At 39.2% G+C, this 16,057-nt stretch carries 17 protein-coding genes; 10 read left to right on the top strand and 7 right to left on the bottom strand.

Features of this window, described 5'->3' with window-relative positions; translation table 11 throughout:
* Positions 1-9: 9 nt before the first annotated feature.
* The gene (locus ACO1QW_RS07005) at positions 10-1,692 is read right to left on the bottom strand and encodes an NAD+ synthase (protein WP_486256996.1); all 1,683 of its coding nucleotides are present in this window, start codon (positions 1,690-1,692) and stop codon (positions 10-12) included.
* Positions 1,693-1,822: 130 nt separating this feature from the next.
* Here ACO1QW_RS07005 and gldB point away from each other — a divergent pair, with 130 nt between their 5' ends.
* Positions 1,823-2,890, top strand: coding sequence for a gliding motility lipoprotein GldB (gene gldB, locus ACO1QW_RS07000; protein ID WP_486256994.1), 1,068 nt, complete (start codon positions 1,823-1,825; stop codon positions 2,888-2,890).
* Here gldB and ACO1QW_RS06995 read toward each other — a convergent pair.
* Entirely contained in the window at positions 2,887-3,969 is a 1,083-nt protein-coding gene (locus ACO1QW_RS06995; RefSeq protein WP_486256993.1) for a fatty acid desaturase family protein, read from the bottom strand. The two genes, gldB and ACO1QW_RS06995, sit on opposite strands and share 4 nt — an antisense overlap.
* Positions 3,970-4,070: 101 nt before the next feature.
* A complete protein-coding gene (apaG, locus tag ACO1QW_RS06990; protein ID WP_486256991.1) occupies positions 4,071-4,457 on the bottom strand; it encodes a Co2+/Mg2+ efflux protein ApaG in 387 nt (128 codons plus the stop codon).
* A gap of 86 nt (positions 4,458-4,543) precedes the next feature.
* On the opposite strand from apaG, the gene ACO1QW_RS06985 reads away from it, so the two are divergent.
* Positions 4,544-4,780, top strand: coding sequence for a (4Fe-4S)-binding protein (locus ACO1QW_RS06985; RefSeq protein ID WP_486256989.1), 237 nt, complete (start codon positions 4,544-4,546; stop codon positions 4,778-4,780).
* 42 nt (positions 4,781-4,822) lie between these two features.
* Here ACO1QW_RS06985 and ACO1QW_RS06980 read toward each other — a convergent pair whose 3' ends face one another.
* The 4 genes from ACO1QW_RS06980 to ACO1QW_RS06965 all read right to left on the bottom strand — a co-directional run bounded on the left by ACO1QW_RS06980 (position 4,823) and on the right by ACO1QW_RS06965 (position 6,845).
* On the bottom strand, positions 4,823-5,068 hold the full coding sequence (locus ACO1QW_RS06980) for a hypothetical protein (RefSeq protein WP_486256987.1): 246 nt from the start codon (positions 5,066-5,068) through the stop codon (positions 4,823-4,825).
* Positions 5,069-5,143: 75 nt separating this feature from the next.
* The gene (locus ACO1QW_RS06975) at positions 5,144-5,488 is read right to left on the bottom strand and encodes a translation initiation factor (RefSeq protein ID WP_486256985.1); all 345 of its coding nucleotides are present in this window, start codon (positions 5,486-5,488) and stop codon (positions 5,144-5,146) included.
* A gap of 7 nt (positions 5,489-5,495) precedes the next feature.
* Positions 5,496-6,374 carry a carboxylating nicotinate-nucleotide diphosphorylase gene (nadC, locus tag ACO1QW_RS06970; RefSeq protein ID WP_486256983.1) on the bottom strand — a complete coding sequence of 293 codons (879 nt, stop codon included), beginning with the start codon at positions 6,372-6,374 and terminating at the stop codon, positions 5,496-5,498.
* Positions 6,375-6,452: 78 nt separating this feature from the next.
* The gene (locus ACO1QW_RS06965) at positions 6,453-6,845 is read right to left on the bottom strand and encodes a DUF4783 domain-containing protein (protein WP_486256981.1); all 393 of its coding nucleotides are present in this window, start codon (positions 6,843-6,845) and stop codon (positions 6,453-6,455) included.
* A gap of 129 nt (positions 6,846-6,974) precedes the next feature.
* Between ACO1QW_RS06965 and gpmI the strand changes: the two genes are divergently transcribed.
* From gpmI to ACO1QW_RS06925, 8 genes are all read left to right on the top strand, one after another.
* Positions 6,975-8,492: a 2,3-bisphosphoglycerate-independent phosphoglycerate mutase gene (gpmI, locus tag ACO1QW_RS06960; RefSeq protein ID WP_486256979.1), complete on the top strand. Its 1,518-nt coding sequence runs from the start codon at positions 6,975-6,977 to the stop codon at positions 8,490-8,492.
* On the top strand, positions 8,492-8,989 hold the full coding sequence (locus ACO1QW_RS06955; RefSeq protein ID WP_486256978.1) for a hypothetical protein: 498 nt from the start codon (positions 8,492-8,494) through the stop codon (positions 8,987-8,989). The genes gpmI and ACO1QW_RS06955 overlap by 1 nt, the downstream gene beginning before the upstream one ends.
* Before the next feature lie 100 nt (positions 8,990-9,089).
* On the top strand, positions 9,090-11,360 hold the full coding sequence (locus tag ACO1QW_RS06950; protein ID WP_486256976.1) for a TonB-dependent receptor: 2,271 nt from the start codon (positions 9,090-9,092) through the stop codon (positions 11,358-11,360).
* Positions 11,361-11,459: 99 nt separating this feature from the next.
* A complete protein-coding gene (locus ACO1QW_RS06945) occupies positions 11,460-12,044 on the top strand; it encodes an RNA polymerase sigma factor (RefSeq protein ID WP_486256974.1) in 585 nt (194 codons plus the stop codon).
* A 30-nt stretch (positions 12,045-12,074) separates the two neighbouring features.
* Positions 12,075-13,418 (top strand): outer membrane beta-barrel protein, encoded by a 1,344-nt coding sequence (locus tag ACO1QW_RS06940; RefSeq protein ID WP_486256972.1) that lies wholly within the window; start codon positions 12,075-12,077, stop codon positions 13,416-13,418.
* A gap of 58 nt (positions 13,419-13,476) precedes the next feature.
* Positions 13,477-14,049, top strand: coding sequence for a hypothetical protein (locus ACO1QW_RS06935; protein WP_486256970.1), 573 nt, complete (start codon positions 13,477-13,479; stop codon positions 14,047-14,049).
* A gap of 2 nt (positions 14,050-14,051) precedes the next feature.
* Entirely contained in the window at positions 14,052-15,866 is a 1,815-nt protein-coding gene (gene uvrC, locus ACO1QW_RS06930; RefSeq protein WP_486256968.1) for an excinuclease ABC subunit UvrC, read from the top strand.
* 58 nt (positions 15,867-15,924) lie between these two features.
* Positions 15,925-16,053, top strand: coding sequence for a hypothetical protein (locus tag ACO1QW_RS06925; RefSeq protein WP_486256966.1), 129 nt, complete (start codon positions 15,925-15,927; stop codon positions 16,051-16,053).
* The last annotated feature ends 4 nt before the right edge of the window (positions 16,054-16,057 follow it).

The following is a 16,057-nucleotide window of genomic DNA, read 5'->3' as shown; positions in this document are numbered from 1 at the left end:
AGTGAAAAATCAACTTAAATATTTTCCAACAATTGGCACTCTCCTTCCTACACCAAAGGCTTTTGGTGAAACACGAATGATGGGACAAAACTGGTTGCGCTTATACTCATTCACGTTTACCATTTTCAATACACGATCAACAAGAGCTGCATCAAAACCCATTGCTTTGATATCATTGGGTCCTTGCCTGCACTCAATGTATTGATACAATATTTTATCAAGAATAGAATAATCCGGCAATGAATCGGAATCTTTTTGTCCCGGCCTTAATTCTGCACTTGGTGGTTTAGTGATGATATTCACCGGAATAATTTCCTCATTACGATTGATGTATTTCGCCAGTTCGTACACCTGCAGTTTATAACAGTCGCCCAGCACGCCAATACCACCAGCCATATCGCCGTATAACGTTCCATAGCCTGTTGCAAGTTCGCTTTTATTGGAAGTGTTCAATAAAATATAATTGAATTTATTAGCAATTGCCATCAGTATATTTCCACGGCTTCTACTTTGAATGTTTTCTTCAGCCACTGAAAAAGGTAAACCCTTAAAGATGGGTTTTAGTTCTGTTAAGAACGCATCGTAAATATTTTTGATCGGCACAATGTCGTAAGGATTGCCAAGATGCTTGCTCAGTTGTTCAGCATCACTTACACTATGACCTGTTGAGTATTGTGATGGCAATAAAACTGCCCTAACGTTTTGTTTTCCTAATGCTGTGCAAGCCAATGCAAGTGTAACAGCACTGTCGATACCGCCACTGCTTCCAAGAATCGCTTTTGTAAATCCCATTTTGCTGAAGTAATCACGAATACCCAGCACAATTGCATCGTGTATTTCAGCAATGCACAGGGTTTCATCCAAATCGATTGGATTAAGTTCTTCATTCGGTAATGTATCCGCAGTTGCAATGATTGGCTCTGCAAATGTGCCATCGTCATTTAACTCTACACTCACCAGCTCTTCGTTAAAGAATGATAAATGTTTCACCATGTTTGCATGCTTATCAAACACCAATGAACCGCCATCAAAAACAATTTCTGTTTGACTGCCGACACAATTGCAATACAGCATTGGCAATTTGTATTTCTGCACATTCAGTTTTACAATAGCTTTCCTGTCTTCAACATGCGTATAATCAAATGGCGAAGCAGACAAATTCAACATTACATCCGGTTGATATTTCATTAGCTCATCCATTGGGCAAGTAAGGTATAAAGGATTATCGCCCAGGTTCCAGATATCTTCACAAATAGTAATGGCTAACTTTTTGCCTTTAAACTCAACAATATTCCATTCGTAGGCTGGTTCAAAATACCGGTACTCGTCAAACACATCGTAGTTGGGCAAGCAGGTTTTATGCACAACAGCTTTTATTTCATTTTCGTATAAAAAATACGCAGCGTTATGCAAATCCTTTCCTTCAACACGTTTGTTACGATCAGGTGCACCAATCACCACCGCAATAGTATCGGCATGCTGTGTAATTTGATCGATAGCTTCTTTGCACTTATTCAGGAAATCATTGAACTCTAAAAAATCTCTTGGCGGATAGCCGCAAACGCTGAGTTCGCTGAACAGTATTAATTCAGCACCTTTTACTTTAGCCTCTTCAATTGCCTGGATTATTTTTTTCGTATTACTCTCGAAGTTGCCAATATGATAATTTTGCTGGGCAAGAAATATTTTCATTCATCAAATTTCACGAATTTCAGCCACAGAACCTCACAACATTCAAATGAAATAACCATAAAAAGGACCGAACTATAGCGAAGCCACTTTTTATGGTTGCTATGTGGCAAAAAACAAGAACAATTAACACATGAATATTCCGTTAGTGAACAGCATGAAAAATTTATTACCCCTTTTTCTACTTGTAGCCATTTTTTCTTGTAATGACAAAACGAATGCGCCTGATGTTTCGGGCATTAAGGTTGATCTTAAAGTGGAACGTTTTGAACAGGACTTTTTTGCTGTTGACAGCAACAGCACGAAACAAGGTCTGCAACAGTTACAACAAAAATATCCCACCTTCCTTGCGCTGTTTATTAATCATGTGTTGGGACTTGGACACGTAGTTGACAGTAATGCCCTGGCATTTGAAGGCAGCAAACGCTTTTTGCATCTTAATAAACCTGTCTACGATGCTTCACAAAAGCTATACAAGAATTTCAGCAATACCACAGAAGAACTCACCACCGGTTTTCGATATGTAAAACATTATTTTCCGTTGTACCAAATTCCAACCATTATTACTACCGTTGGACCGATGGATGCATTGGCACCGATGAGTAACAATGAACCCAGCCCTAATTACCTGGGTGAAAACTTCCTCGCTATTGGTCTGCAATTTTATTTAGGAAAGGAATATTCAATTTATAACGATGCGGGCTATATCAGCAGCATTGCGCCGCTATATCGTAGCCGCAGGTTTTCGAAAGAGTTTATTGCCAGCGATGTGTTTACATTAGTGATTGACGACCTTTATCCTGATAGCAGTAATCGCTATCCGCTCATTGAACGATTTGTTGAGAAAGGTAAACGCCTTTACGTTTTAAGTCACTTTCTTCCTAATACCAATGATACATTATTGATAGGCTATACAGGAAAACAACTCGATTGGTGTGAAGACAATGAACGCAGCGTTTACAATTTCTTCATCCAGCAAAACCTGCTTTATGAAATTGATCCTTCACGCATTCAGAATTTTATTACCGACGGCCCAACAACACAAGGAATGCCCGAACAAAGCCCGGGAAATATTGGCGCCTTTCTCGGCTGGAAAATTGTAAAGTCTTACATGAAAAAAAATGCTGCTGTTACGCTACCGCAATTAATGAAAACGCCGAACAAAATCATTTACAACGAATCGGGATATAAACCACATTAAGCAGTTTGCGGAGGACGGCCCATTTGTTTCATCATACGAAAATGAGAAACAATTGCAGCACGCATAGTTGAAATAGAATTGTAAGGCAACTTATACTCTTCACATTTCTGTTGCACTATTTTGCTGATTGCCGGGTAATGAATATGGCTGATTCGTGGAAAAAGATGATGCTCCACCTGGTAGTTTAAACCACCTGCCAGCCATGATACAATTTTATTGCGGGGGGCAAAATTTGAAGTTGTCTTTACCTGATGAACAGCCCATTCATTTTCGATAAGCAATGTATTATTTGGTCCTGCGTATTCAAATTCTGTTTCTTCCACCACATGCGCCAGTTGAAAAACAATGGCCAATACAAAACCAAGAACAATTTCCATTACCAGATAACCAATAAGCCACGGTGTAAACCCAAGCACCCATATCGGTAATATTGCATAGAAAAATACATACAACAACTTGCTCACCCAAAAAATGACATGATCACTCACTTTCATTTTTTGCATGGGTGTGCTATTCACTTTTCGCTTGAAGTATTTATCAAAATCAAGATAAGCTGCCCAGGCTAAAGAAGAAATTGCATAAAGAAATATAACATAAATGTGTTGATACTTGTGAGCCGGCTTCCACACCTGGGTTTGGCATTGACGCATTAAAGGGCTGCGGGCAATATCATCGTCTACACCATCAACGTTTGTATAGGTGTGATGTATAATGTTGTGTTTGAATTTCCAGATAAATGAATTTCCGCCCAAGGCATTTATAGTATAACCCAATAAATTATTCACCCACTTTTTCCTGCTGTAACTTCCGTGATTAGCATCGTGCATTACATTAAAACCAATACTTGCAAATACAACACCCAGTATTGCACACAACAACAACGATAGCCACGCAGGCATTGACACCGTTAATAAAAGAATATAGATAAGCACTGCCGCCGGTATTAAAACAATTGTTTTAATATAAAGCTTGAAATTGCCGGTTTTGCGGGTATTTGTATGCAAAAAATAATTCTCTACTGCTTGCTTGAGATCAGAAAAGAAAACCGAATTTTTATTATTGAAAGTAACTTTAGCCATTGAAACAAGCTGCAAAATGCAGTGTGTAAAGGTAGTTCAAAAAAATGATGAAATCAGTTGTGTATGGCTACTATACACAGCAATACTGTTAAAATAACAGATTAGTTATTTTTAAAAGGTGCAATCATTTCAAACATGGGTATGTTCACTTTAAATTGCTTTTTTGTGTGCAGGTTTTCCATGCTGTAGTTGCCCTCCATTTTTCCCATCTCAGTTTTAAGATTGCAGCCACTAACATATTGATATTGATCTCCCGGCAAAATAACAGGTTGCACCCCCACCACTCCTTCCCCTTCAATTTCTTTATAGGATCCGTTACTATCGAAAATATTCCACTGCCGTTGCAATAGTTTTACAGGAAACGTATTATTGTTTTCAATGGTTATACGATAGGCAAACATATATTCAGCGGCAACCGGATCGCTGTAATCTGGTTGGTAGTATGTTTCCACACTTACCTTTACGCCTTCTGAAATTTTAAATACCATATCTTAATTTACAATAAAAATAATCGATTTTTAGAGAACTGCAGCCATTGAGATGATGAATGGCTCCTAAAACAACTACCATCTGCATGCCAAAGTCAACACACAGCTATACAAACGGAGAAATAACGATTGTGTGGAAACCCGACACCTGTATTCATTCCACACTTTGCTGGAAAGGTTTAATGCAAGTGTTTAACCCCAGGAAACGGCCATGGATAGATGCAAATGCTGCATCAACGGAGCAAATTATTGATCAGGTGAACAAATGTCCAAGCGGTGCATTAAGTTATTTCCGTAATGATGAAGAGAGGAAAGAAGATTAAATGAGGATGATGAATATATCCCGCAATAGTTACTGAACCTCATCACTTATCGAACCACCACCCCATATTGGTTTTACTCAACAACCATGTTACCGACATACCAGCAACTAATAAGGAAGAAACGATCATTAAAATAATGGCCCTTTTCTTTTTACGTCGACGGGCAGATGAGCCTGAAGCATCATAAAACAGGAAGAAACTCCACACCAGGGCACCAAAGGCCAGGAAAAAGAAGAATTTAAACAGCTCAAGCCGGGCTGTGTATGCACCTAAAAGAATGATTGACATCACTGGTTAGATAGTTTGGTTCACTTATGTGTATTGTAAAAGTAATTAAAACCATGTTTGGTTCATCACTAAACGTCATCCCGACTTTTTTGTTTTACTGTAACCATTCTTAAGCAGGTATTGCACTACTTTATCCCGCTGATCGCCCTGCACAATAATTTCTCCTTCTTTTACTGAACCACCCGTGCCACAAACATTCTTGAGCTGTTTGCCCAGTTTCTCTGCGTCTTCGGCCGTGCCAACAAATCCGTCAACAAGTGTAACCATCTTTCCAGCCCGGTGCTTTGTTTCCAATTTTACACGCAGATTTTGCAAAGCCGGCGCCAGGGTTTCTATTTGTTCGTTTTCTTCTTCGAATCTGAAATTGGGGTCAGTGCTAAATACAAACCCTCTGCTGTCGGGTTTAACTTTCTTACTCATGGTTACTTTATTTACTTTCTCCAACTGCTTTTAAACTTAAATCGAGACTACGTGCCTGGTGAATAAGTGCACCTACGCTCACATAGTCAACACCTGTTTCTGCATAGGTTTGAATATTTGAAAGGTTAATGCCGCCACTTGCTTCTGTTTCTACAGTTTCACTTATTAGTGCAACTGCTTCTTTAATGAGTTCAGGTGTAAAGTTATCTAACATAATGCGATCAACTTTGCCTGTAGCCAATACTCTTTTTACGTCGTCAATATTTCTTGTTTCCACTTCTATTTTCAATCCCGGCTTCACCTGCTGAACATACGAATATGCTTTTTCAATGGCTGCTTCAATTCCGCCGCAATAATCAATGTGATTGTCCTTTAACATAATCATATCGTATAATGCAAACCTGTGGTTGTATCCTCCGCCAATTGCCACAGCTTCTTTTTCAAGCAAACGAAAATTAGGAGTTGTCTTTCTTGTGTCGAGAATGCGGGTTTTATACCCAGCTAATTTATCTGAATAAGTTTTTGTAAGCGTTGCAATTCCACTCATGCGTTGCATGCAATTTAACACCAGGCGTTCGCATTGAAGAATGGTATGTACACTTGCTTCTACTTCAAAAGCAATTTCACCAAACTCCATCAGGTCGCCATCTTTTTTGTGGGGATGAAAAACAATATCCGGCTGTTGAAAACGAAAAATGGATTCTGCTACTTTCATTCCGGCAAGCACACCTGCTTCTTTTATTTTCAAAACAGCTTTGCCTTTTGCTTCGGGAGCAATACAGCTAAGGGTTGAATGATCGCCTTCTCCAATATCTTCTTTTAAAGCTGAAGCAATAAGTTGCTGCAACAGTTCATCATAGTTTGCTACCATGCCACAAACGTACATGAAAATTTTTTCAACAAAATGCATACGAAAAAGCCCTCCGCAGAGCGAAGGGCTTATAGTACTTAACTTCCCGTTTGCTTAATTTTTTTGTTCAAACTCCACACCCTGTATCAACTGCTTGTCGCCTTTTGTGCGCATATAAACAGTTGTACGATAAGTGCCACCTGCTGTTGAAAGGTTACCAATAATAAAGTTTGATGAAGGATTACTGCCTGAGTGCTGCAATTCAAAATTCTTTACCTTATTCAGGTTAAAAAAATCTTTGATCACCAACTCTGCCTGCCCCTTGCTAAAAGCATTGCTTTTGCCCGGAACGGTTACGTCAATCGTATTGTCGAAATACTTCGACATTTTTTCGACATTACCCGTTTTTAAGGCGGCCACAATATCATCCTTCTGTGTAAACGAAACTGTAAACACAGCCAGGATAAACAAGGTGGCTATTTGTAGAAAATGGTTCTTTGTTTTCATACCGCTAGATTTACTGATTTATAACGAAAAACATGCCATAAAAACACTATTCAGACGCACAAAGTGGGCTGTTAGTTGTCAGCCCTTCTAAACAAATGATTTTAACCCAAATAAAGTAATTTTGGCCGTATGACAAAGAAAAAAGCAATTCTCGTGATAATGGACGGTTGGGGCCTGGGAAAAGTGCCTTCAGCCGATGCCATCCAAAATGCCAATGTACCGTTTGTTAGTAGTCTTTACAGCCAATATCCAAATACCACGTTGATTACCTGCGGCGAAGCAGTGGGTTTACCCGATGGTCAAATGGGCAATAGTGAAGTAGGTCATCTTAACCTTGGTGCTGGTCGTGTTGTTTACCAGGAACTCCAGCGTATTCATGTTGCCGTTGGCAGCGGTGAGCTAGCGGCAAATAAAACCCTTAACGACAGCATTGATTATGCCATTGCGAATAAAAAACCTCTACATATTATCGGGCTTGTGAGTGATGGTGGTGTGCATTCACACACAAGTCACCTGAAAGCCATTACAAGTTTATGCAAGCAAAAAGGACTCAGCAACGTGTTCGTTCATGCGTTTACCGATGGTCGTGATACCGATCCTAAAAGTGGTTTAGCTTATTTAACTGAAGTTCAAAATCATCTTGCTGCCACTACGGGAGTTATTGCATCAGTAACCGGTCGTTACTATGCAATGGACCGTGATAAACGTTGGGAACGTGTTAAGCTTGCTTATGATGCTTTGGTGAAGGGAGTTGGTGAAAAATCGACGGATGTATTAAAATCGCTTGCTGCTTCTTATGAAAGCGGCGTAACAGATGAATTCCTGAAACCAATCATTAACAGCAACACAGTTGATTCGTCGATTAAAGATGGTGACGCCGTGATCTGTTTTAATTTTCGTACCGATCGTTGTCGTGAAATAACACAGGTGTTAACACAATTTGATATGCCGGAGTTTGCGATGCACAAACTCAACCTGCACTATACCACAATGACGGAGTATGATAAAACATATAACAATGTGCATGTGATATTTGAAACTGACAACCTCAGTAAAACATTGGGCGAAGTGTTGGAAATGCATAATCGCTCACAGATTCGTATAGCTGAAACAGAAAAATATCCGCATGTAAGTTTCTTCTTTAGCGGTGGCAGAGAAAAAACATTTGAAGGCGAGAAACGCATCATGATCCCCTCTCCCAAAGTTGCTACGTACGATCTGCAACCGGAAATGAGTGCCGTTGAAGTAACCGATGCAATTGTTCCCGAGATTGAAGATGAAACAGCGGATTTTATTTGTTTGAATTATGCGAATGCGGATATGGTAGGACATACCGGTATTTTTCCAGCTGCTATTAAAGCAGTTGAAACAGTTGATGCATGCGTGAAGCGTGTTGTAACTGCAGCATTGAATCATGGTTATACTGTTTTTCTTACAGCCGATCATGGCAATGCCGATTATATGATCAACGAAGATGGTACACCTAACACAGCGCATACGCTTAACCCTGTTCCATTATTTGTGATCGACCGTTCATGGAAAGGAACCGTTAAACCGGGGAAATTGGGAGATATTGCACCATCCATTCTTACAATGATGGGGTTGCCAATCCCTAAAGAAATGACTGGCGATGTGTTGATCCAATAATGCAAATTATCAGAACGATAACTGCGATCTGTTTACTCATTGGCTTCGGTTTGCCGATGATTTCTCCTGTTTTGTTACAGCTCAATCAAATTTATGTTCAACAGGAAATGCTGGAAGAGTTAGAAAAAAAACAACTTGTCAGCATTCGTGTAAAAGCAAGTTCTGTTCAATGGGTAAAACCCAATAAAGAGTGTGTGCTTGGTACTGAAATGTTTGATGTAAAGAAAATAGTTGTTGATGGTGATGAGCTTGTTCTTACCGGTTTGTACGATGCAAAAGAGAAAGCGTTAAAGCGAATGATCCATCAACAATCGGAGCAGCAATCAAAACAGTCAAAACAAACAGTGCAATTTCTTTCTGCATTGGCATTACCATCTGAATCAGCTAACGTTTTTATTTATACAGCCGGAACAGGCATTTCAAAAAACCTGTTTCGGCAATCTTTTTATCATTCCCCTTTCCTGGGTTTTCTCACTCCTCCACCACGACCAGCGTAAATACATTTTAATCAAGTTTAAGAAATGATATCTGCAATGAGATCCTGTATGCGATCTTGTTTGCGGATACTATGTATTTATATTCTGTCAAACCAAAAGAATGAGAAAAATAATATTTGTCTTCCTGGCAAGCATTGCGGGGTTGTGTGCGCATGCGCAGGAACCAGTAAGCGATAGTACCAGAGAACTTTCAGAAGTAGTGATCAGTGCAAGCAAGTTTCCCGAAAAGAAATTAAATATTGCACAACGTATTGATGTTATTAGTTCAAAATATATCAGCAAAGTAAACGCTCAAAATACAGGCGATCTGTTGATGAATACCGGTAATGTATTCGTGCAAAAAAGTCAGCAAGGCGGGAGCAGCCCTGTTATCCGGGGGTTTGAAGCAAGTCGTGTATTGCTTGTAGTGGATGGTGTTCGTTTGAACAATCTTATCTATCGGGCGGGACATTTACAAAATGCTATAACTGTTGACCAAAATATGCTTTCAAGTATGGAGGTGTTGTATGGACCTGCATCAACTATCTATGGAAGTGATGCATTAGGTGGTGTGGTACACTTTCGTACAAAAGATCCCGTTTTATCAAACAATGGTACCACACTTGTAAAGGGTTCCGGTTTTGTACGTTACAGTTCTGCCAACAACGAAACAACAGTACACGAAGACATTAACCTCGGATGGAAAAAGTTTGCCTGGCTGCAATCATTTACCTACAGTGATTTTGGCGATATGATGATGGGTAAGAATTATAATGATGATTATCTAACATTCGGTCGCAGAGATTCTTTTATGACACGTATCAATGGAATTGATTCTGTTGTAAAAAATCCTGATCCGCAGGTGCAAAAATTTTCGGGTTACAAACAATGGGATCTATTGCAAAAACTGTTGTTCAAACAATCAGAAAAAGTTTCGCATTCGTTGAATGTTCAATACTCCACTACAACGAATGTTCCCCGTTATGATCGTTTGCAGGATAAACGTAATGGCACTTTGCGGTATGCAGAATGGTATTATGGGCCGCAGGAGCGTTTACTTGCAGCTTACGATTTAAGTATTGCAAAAGCAGGTTGGTTCGATAATATCAATCTTAATCTTAACTACCAGGCAATTGAAGAAAGCAGGTACACAAGAGATTATCGTCGGTATGATCGTTTAGATGGAAGAGTTGAAAAAGTGAACGTGGCAGGTTTTGTATTAGATACAAGAAAGATCTGGGGTAGTAACGAGTTAACACTCGGTGCCGATGGGCAATTCAATACATTGAAATCAACAGCATTAAGAGTGAATATCAATACGGGTGCATCTCAAAAATTAGATACAAGATATCCGAACGGAGATAATACCCAGCTGAATGCTGGTTTGTTTGCACAACACATCTACAAATTCAAGAACAAAAAATTGGTGCTGAATGATGGCCTGCGATTACAAACCATTCGTCTTCATTCAACCATTGCCGATAATTCATTTTTCAGCTTACCGTTTACTGAAATCAATCAAAACAATACAACTGTTACAGGAAATGTTGGATTGGTTTACTTACCAGTTTCGGGAACAAAACTGAGTGTCAATTTTGCCAGCGGTTTCCGTGCGCCTAACGTGGATGACCTGGCGAAAATCTTTGAATCAAGTACTGCGGCTCGGCAAGTAGTAGTGCCTAATGCCGAAATAAAACCGGAAAGAACATACAATATTGATCTTGGCATCAGTCAAACCATTTCTAATAGTGTTCGTATAGAAGTGAGTGCATTTTATACCTGGTTCAGGAATGCATTGGTAAAAGCTCCTTATCGGTTAAATGGTCAGGACTCCATTGATTACAACGGTGTAAGAAGCCAGGTGCTTGCTAATACCAATGCCAACAAAGCTTATTTGTATGGTGTATCAGCTGCGGTATATGCTACAGTTGCAAAGTACATCACTTTCAGTAGCCAGATCAACTTTACAAGAGGTCGCTTTGAAACAGACCAGAATAAGAACTCTTCTGTTTACGAAAAACAAAGCGATGGCAGTTATGCATTAGTGAGCAAGAAAGTTTCATCAAAACCTTTAGATCATATTCCGCCGGTGTTTGGTAAAACAAGTATCAGCTATCAAAAAAATAAGGTGATGGCTGAAGTATTTGCTTTATACAACGGATGGAAAAAACTGGATCAGTACAATGCCGATGGCGAGGACAATGCACAATATGCAACTGCAGATGGCATGCCCGGCTGGATCACATTTAACCTTCGCACATCTTACAGCTTTAAACCTGTAACCCTTCAGTTTGCCATCGAAAACATTTTCGACCGTAACTACCGCTACTTTGCTTCCGGCTTTTCAGCACCAGGCAGAAATTTTATTATAGCTGCCCGGGTTGAACTTTAAGCTCCGCTTTTGTGAAAACTACTGCTGCTTTTTTTAAAAGGAATGCAGCAGTAGTTTCAATTAATTTGTCTAAATTGAGGGTTGCAAACCCATCTGTGAATGACTGAGGAAGCACTCTTACAAGCATGTCTGAAAAATCAGCCCGCCGCACAGCAGGAACTATACAGTAAGTATAGCCCTAAAATGCTGGCAGTTTGTTACCGTTTTGCCCGTAACCGGGAAGATGCGGAAGATATGTTGCAGGAAGGCTTTATCAGGGTATTCACACAAATTCATCAGTTTCAAAACAAAGGCTCTTTTGAAGGTTGGATCAGGCGCATTATTGTTCACACATGTATTAATCACATTAAAAAGCACAAGAAGTTTAATGACAGTGTGGATATTACCCAGGCACATACGTTGCAGGTAAGAGAAGATAGTGTTCCTTCGATCATTCAGGCCAAACAGGTAATCGAGTGCATACGAATGTTGCCCATTGGTTACCGAACGGTCTTGAACCTGTTTGCAATCGACGGGTACTCACATCGTGAAATTTCAACGATGTTGGATATTGAAGAAAGTACCAGCCGATCGCAATACACAAGAGCCAAAGCAATGCTGGAACAGATTTTAGTACAGAAAAAAATCATTTTCCGGCCGCAGAAACAGGGTGAATGGGTAGCAGCAGCCCATGCTCGGTTTTAATAATCCGTACAACCAAAACAAAAACTGATTATGGAGCGCTTTATGTACCAGGACGAATCTTTTGAACAAATGCTGAAGGACAGCGCAGATGAGTATCGTATGTACCCATCCCAGCAGTCGTGGGAAAATATTCAGAAACGAATTCATCCTAAAAACAATCTTTTCAATTTCAAGTCAATTGGCTTAAGTGCTGCTCTTTTGTTGGGCTTTGCCATTTCTATTTCCGATGAGCAAACCACGAAAGATCGCAAAGCCCCCATTATTTCAAACTTTGTGGATGGCAATGAACTTCCTGTCACTACTGTTCCAGCAATAAAAAATACTGCGAAGGTTATTCCAATTACAGCGGCCATTAAAATAAATCCTGTTTCTTCTGAACTACCGGCAACAATTTCTGCTGAAGCAATCGAAACTGAAGCTGATGAAATCAACAATCAGCAAACTGAAACAGCCCCTGTGCTTCCAAACGTTGAAGAGATGCAATCTCTCACAAAGGCCACAATTGATATTGAACAAAATTCAATAGTTCCTTCTCTTGTTGTAAATACTATTGCTGAAGATAAGGTTACTGATGTTACAGTGAGTGAACCTTCGGCATTAAACGAACCAGCTCAAACTGAAGCAACTTTAACTGCCAACGTAGAACTGCCAGTAATAACGGTTCCGAAGCCAAAAAGACAATTACAATTTTACATAGCGTCTTCTGCCAGTTATCGTGTGCTCTATAGTGACAACAAACTCACCTTCGGTAATGTTTGGCAACAAGACCCCGAAAAGATCGCCAAGCATAGCCCTTCTGTTGGTGTAGAGTTTGGGGCAGCAATTCTTTTACCTTGGACTAAAAACATTAATTTCAGAACCGGCATTCAAATTAATTACACTCGTTATAATGTTGATTTGTACAGATCAAATCCACAAGTGGCAACTGTTGTCATGAACAACAACACTGGCGTAATTCAACGTGTCACCTCACTGAGTAGCCAAAATAACAACGGCCTCTATAAAAGTGATGAGGTTGCAAATGAAACTTACCAACTATCGCTTCCCGTTGGCCTTGAATTTAAGCTTGCAGGCAAAAGAAAATTGCAATGGCAGTTCGCAACCAATATTCAGCCAACCTATCTCCTTTCCGCTTCTGGCTACCTGCTAACCGGGAATTCAGAGAAATATATCAAAGCGCCTGATCTGTTAAGTAACCTTAATCTTAATACTTCACTTGAAACATTCCTCCGCTGGAATTTAAAGGATATTCAATTACAGGCGGGACCACAGCTACGTTACCAGTTATTTTCGAATTCTCAGGATGGATATCCCATCAAAGAACATTTAGTTGATTATGGTTTCCGGATCGGGATCGTTAAAACCCTCAAATGATTTGGGTTGATTAGACCACCCGCATTTTTCCGACTATAGTTTTCGATATTTTTACAGCATGATACGTTTTTTCTTTGCTGCAGTATTTGCTATTGCTTTGGTTACATTTACCAGTTGTAAAAATCAGAAAAAAGAGCCTAAGAATTTTATTGATGTCTCCTCCTATCTGAAAGGACAATTAAAATATATCGATTCTGTTCCTTTTGCTTTCCTCAAAGTAAACGTACAACAAGACAGCATTTATACCGATTCTCAATTCATCAGCAAAGAACAGGTAAGGGCAATTATTCAGCCCTTCCTTGTTAAAGAATTGGAGAAAAAGAATTTTGAAAAATACTTCAAAGAAACCTCCTTTGCTGATGCTACCATTGAAACAGTGACTATTACTTATGAGACTGAAAATGAAAAATTACCAGTATCAAGAGTTGATATTTATGTCAACCCCGAAAAGGAAATGATCAGCCAGTTATATCTTATTCGTCATGAAGAGAAAGGCGACTCACTATTTACGCAGCAATTACTTTGGAAGCATAATAAAAGTTTTGTCCTCATTACAGCACGTGCTAAGAAAAATGAACCTGAAACAATCGTTACAGAAAAAGTGATCTGGGACGATCGTGAAGACAATTGATCATGACGGAAGTTGAATTAAAAAAAGTTTTACCTGGCATTCCTGCACAACCTGGCATTTACAAATATTACGATGCAGATAAAAAGTTATTGTATGTTGGTAAAGCCAAACACCTGCGTAAACGTGTTTCATCTTACTTTAACAAAACACTTCAATCATACAAAACACAGGAACTGGTTCGTCGTATTAACAGCATTGAGTTTACTGTTGTTAATTCAGAGCAGGATGCATTCTTTTTAGAGAATTCACTCATCAAACAATTTCAACCGGTTTTTAATATTGATCTGAAAGATGACAAAAGTTATCCTTTCATTGTTATTAAACACGAAGCATACCCTCGTGTTTTTCTTACCCGGCGAAAAATAATTGACGGCTCAACATATCTCGGCCCATTTACGTCCGTTGCTAAGGTGCGTGATCTCATTGATTTTATACGACAGCATATTCCCATTCGTAATTGCAAGCTCAATCTAAGCGAAGCAAATATTAAGAAAGGGAAATTCAAAGTATGTCTTGAATACCATTTGGGCAATTGTAAAGGGCCTTGTGAAGGATTGCAATCAATGGAAGATTACAAGGAAAACCTTGAACAGGTAAAAAATATTCTGAAAGGAAATCTATCTCCTGTCATCAGGCATTTGAAAGAAGAGATGAAACAGTTTGCTGCTGATCTTAATTTTGAAAAAGCAGAGATCAACCGGAAAAAAATTGAGCACTTAGAAAGTTACCGTGCCACTTCAACTGTAGTTAATCCTAAACTTGGTGATGCTGATGTTATCTCACTTGTGATAGATGAAGAAAAAGCCTTTTTGAATTATATGATGGTGCAGAACGGCAGCATTATTCAAACTGAAAACCTGCAACTTGAAAGCAGGCTTGGGGAAAGTGAGAAAGAAATACTTGAGTTTGCTGTGAGTTATATCCGTAATAAGTTCGAAAGTTTATCGCCGGAATTAATTGTGCCTGTTGAAATTGAATTGCTCGATGAAGAACTAAAGATCACCGTGCCGAAAGCAGGGGAAAAGAAAAAGTTGCTGGAGCTATCTCAAAAAAATGCTGCTATCTTTTTTGAAGAATACAAACGCAAAAAAATATTACAGTTAACAGATAAACGAAAAGAAAGTAATCTAAAGATTATTGAGCAATTAAAAGATGATCTTCATTTACCTCAATTGCCCTTGCATATCGAATGTTTTGATAACTCAAATTTCCAGGGAGCTTACCCTGTAGCAGCAATGGTGTGTTTTAAAAACGGAGAACCAAGTAAACAGGATTATCGCAAATTCAATATTAAAACTGTGCAGGGCATTAATGACTTCGCTTCAATGAAAGAAGTAGTGATGCGCCGATACAAACGGTTAGTTGACGAAGAAAAACCTCTACCACAACTGGTGATCATTGATGGTGGCAAGGGACAGCTTTCGTCGGCCATGGAAAGTATAAAAGAATTGAACCTTGAGAATAAAATGACGGTGGTGGGGCTTGCTAAAAATGTGGAAGAAATATTTTTCCCTGGCGACAAAGAATCATTGAAGCTTGGTTACAATAGTGAGTCGTTACGATTGATCAGAATGATCAGGGATGAAGTACATCGCTTCGGTATAACTTTTCACAGAGCTCAACGAAGCAAAGGTGCTTTTAAAACGCAGCTGGATGATATTAAAGGCGTTGGTGAAGCCACGATTGAAACACTAATGAAAGAATTTAAATCGCTGAATAATATTCGTAACGCTTCTCTTAAAGATGTTGCAGCGCTGGTAGGAGAAAGTAAAGCACTGCTGGTGCAACAAGCACTGAAGGAAAAAAATGAAGAGTAAAGACAAAAAAATGGGGCCAGGATAGAAATCCAGCCCCGTCTTTAAAATCCAATATCCTATGAAAAACCGTAACGAAGATACAAACAGTTACTATAAAAGCAATACTTCAAAGCGGGTATTTTTCAAGATTGTTACGCATTTTTTCGCTGTAGTCATCAACGGAATTTATCGTGTGAACCCGGCTTAAAATA

The organism is Lacibacter sp., from assembly GCF_057361365.1.
The sequence above is the reverse complement of the archived record's forward strand: the minus strand, read 5'-3'. Positions and strand labels throughout refer to the sequence as shown.

Excerpts from the sequence above, each read along its gene's own strand:
- ACO1QW_RS06975 (WP_486256985.1), bottom strand. The coding sequence starts at position 5,488 with ATGAGTAAGAAAGTTAAACCCGACAGCAGAGGGTTTGTATTTAGCACT.
- ACO1QW_RS06995 (WP_486256993.1), bottom strand. The coding sequence starts at position 3,969 with ATGGCTAAAGTTACTTTCAATAATAAAAATTCGGTTTTCTTTTCTGAT.
- ACO1QW_RS06935 (WP_486256970.1), top strand. The coding sequence starts at position 13,477 with ATGATACGTTTTTTCTTTGCTGCAGTATTTGCTATTGCTTTGGTTACA.
- ACO1QW_RS06965 (WP_486256981.1), bottom strand. The coding sequence starts at position 6,845 with ATGAAAACAAAGAACCATTTTCTACAAATAGCCACCTTGTTTATCCTG.
- ACO1QW_RS06985 (WP_486256989.1), top strand. The coding sequence starts at position 4,544 with ATGCCAAAGTCAACACACAGCTATACAAACGGAGAAATAACGATTGTG.
- ACO1QW_RS06950 (WP_486256976.1), top strand. The coding sequence starts at position 9,090 with ATGAGAAAAATAATATTTGTCTTCCTGGCAAGCATTGCGGGGTTGTGT.
- ACO1QW_RS06955 (WP_486256978.1), top strand. The coding sequence starts at position 8,492 with ATGCAAATTATCAGAACGATAACTGCGATCTGTTTACTCATTGGCTTC.
- ACO1QW_RS06980 (WP_486256987.1), bottom strand. The coding sequence starts at position 5,068 with ATGTCAATCATTCTTTTAGGTGCATACACAGCCCGGCTTGAGCTGTTT.
- ACO1QW_RS06940 (WP_486256972.1), top strand. The coding sequence starts at position 12,075 with ATGGAGCGCTTTATGTACCAGGACGAATCTTTTGAACAAATGCTGAAG.
- gpmI (WP_486256979.1), top strand. The coding sequence starts at position 6,975 with ATGACAAAGAAAAAAGCAATTCTCGTGATAATGGACGGTTGGGGCCTG.
- ACO1QW_RS06945 (WP_486256974.1), top strand. The coding sequence starts at position 11,460 with ATGACTGAGGAAGCACTCTTACAAGCATGTCTGAAAAATCAGCCCGCC.
- nadC (WP_486256983.1), bottom strand. The coding sequence starts at position 6,374 with ATGTACGTTTGTGGCATGGTAGCAAACTATGATGAACTGTTGCAGCAA.
- ACO1QW_RS07005 (WP_486256996.1), bottom strand. The coding sequence starts at position 1,692 with ATGAAAATATTTCTTGCCCAGCAAAATTATCATATTGGCAACTTCGAG.
- uvrC (WP_486256968.1), top strand. The coding sequence starts at position 14,052 with ATGACGGAAGTTGAATTAAAAAAAGTTTTACCTGGCATTCCTGCACAA.
- ACO1QW_RS06925 (WP_486256966.1), top strand. The coding sequence starts at position 15,925 with ATGAAAAACCGTAACGAAGATACAAACAGTTACTATAAAAGCAATACT.
- apaG (WP_486256991.1), bottom strand. The coding sequence starts at position 4,457 with ATGGTATTTAAAATTTCAGAAGGCGTAAAGGTAAGTGTGGAAACATAC.
- gldB (WP_486256994.1), top strand. The coding sequence starts at position 1,823 with ATGAATATTCCGTTAGTGAACAGCATGAAAAATTTATTACCCCTTTTT.